Genomic DNA, 2,272 nt, shown 5'->3' with positions numbered 1-2,272 from the left:
CCAGGCGATGAAGTCGAAGAATTTAATCTAGAAGAGGCCAACGCACAAATACTAAATGGACAAACAGGCATCACCCTAAGCTATTACCTAACCCAAGCCGATGCCGATGCCGCAGTTAACCCATTACCAACACTATACACCAATGTTGTTAATGCCCAAACCATCTATGTAAGAGCCTCAATAGACCTTACAGGTTGTTACGACACCATCACCCTAGACCTAAGAGTCAACCCATTACCATCACCAGTAGCCACACCAGTAGCCTACCAAGAATGTGATGACGATAACGATGGCTTTACCAGTTTTGATTTAGAAAGCCAAAGCGCAACAATCATTAATGGCGAGCCAGGAGTAACAGCCACCTATTATGAAACCATGGACGATGCCCAAAACATGATTAACCCACTAAGCAGTCCATACAACAATATTGTAGCCAACACCCAAACCATTTATGTAGTCGTTACCAATACAGGCACCATGACTACACCAGCCACAGGCTGCTTTACTATAGTAGAGCTCCCATTAGAAGTCTTACCAGCACCAGTAGTAGACTTAGAAGCCGATCTATTAGCAGACGGGTACATCATCTGTGACGACGATGGCGATGGCTTTGCACAATTTGATTTCGATACCGTAATCACCCCAGACGTATACGATGCCCAAGACCCAGCAGACTTTGTTTTAACCTATCACCTAACTCAGGCCGATGCAGAAACCGGGGCAAATGCCATTACCAATACCAGTAACTATACCAATGTAACCAACCCACAAACCATTTACATACGCTTAGAAAGCCTAGTCAATGGCTGTGTCACTGCAACCGAAAGCTTTGAGATTATAGTAAGTCTACCCCCAGTATTAAACCCAGGGTACGATAACGAGCTCTCACAATGCGATGACTTAGATGCCAACTACTACGAGGCCAATGATGGAGTAACAGCATTTGATTTAACCGTAGAAGACATTGAAATCACAGGGCCAAGCAACACCAGTTGGATAGTAAGCTACTACGAAACGATGGCCGATGCCCAAGCCGGAACCAATGCCATAGCCGACCCAACCAATTACACCAATACAGCAACCCCACAAACCCTATACGTAGGCGTAGAAGATGCAGATACAGGCTGCTCATCCTTTACAACAGTAACCATAAGAGTATTGCCAAATCCATCACCAAGTCCAGACCCAGTAGATCTGGAACTATGTGATGATGTAGATGTTTTTTTCGAGAATGATTTAGCAGAAACCTTCGATTTAACCCAAAACGAAGCCTTTATTATCAATGGAGAAGTTGGCGTTACAGCAAGCTACTACACCAATCAAGACGATGCCATAGCAGGAACTAACGCTATAGCAGACCCAACAATGTATGTTAACGAAGACCCAGCCAATCCAAATACAGGGATCACCCCACAAACCATCTATGTCCGATTAACCAATGGCGATGACCCTACAGGATTAAACGGAACAGGCTGTTACACGCTGGTTAACTTTGATGTCATCGTGAACCCATTACCAGTAGTTGCCCCAGTAGATGATTATACCCACTGTGAGTTAAACACCGATGGTGTATACGAAAGTTTTGACTTTACAACCATGACCCCTGCCATATTAAACGGACAAGACCCCGCTATTTTCACGGTAACCTACCATGAAACACAAGCCGAGGCCGATGCAGGAATGAATGATTTAACCCCAGGCGGGCTATACACCAATACCAGCAACCCACAAACCATCTATGTCAACATTACCAATACCGTAACCGGATGTTTTACAACAGCCTTAACCTTCGATTTACAAGTACACGAAGACGCACTGGCCAATAGCGATATGGAACCTATACTATACCAGTTATGTGATGATAATATGGAATTTGATGGTGACCCAACCAATGACAGCGTGTCGTTTGATTTAGCCACACAAAACCCAGAAGTATTAGATGGGCAAGACCCAGCCAACTATATCGTAAGCTACTATTTAACACAAGCCGATGCAGATGCAGGTATTAACCCATTACCAATACCCTATACCAATGTCACCAACCCACAAATTATTTATGTACGAGTAGACAATGACACTATGATTGGGACTATGGACAGTTCAGACTGTTACGCTACCGCAGAACTAACGTTGCAAGTCAACCCAATGCCATCGTTTAATTTAGAAGACAATTACCTATTATGTATCAACACCAATGGTACAGAAGTCATTAACACGCCAGCAATAGACACGGGCTTAACTGTGGCCGATGGCTATACCTTTACCTGGTACT

The 2,272-nt window shown here is 44.0% G+C and carries 1 pseudogene; it reads left to right on the top strand.

Going from position 1 to position 2,272, the window contains the following annotated elements:
- Positions 1-2,272: pseudogene (locus ACVC08_RS00870) on the top strand (hypothetical protein); the annotation flags it as partial.

The organism is Pontimicrobium sp. MEBiC06410 (genome assembly GCF_053601615.1).
The sequence above is the reverse complement of the archived record's forward strand: the minus strand, read 5'-3'. Positions and strand labels throughout refer to the sequence as shown.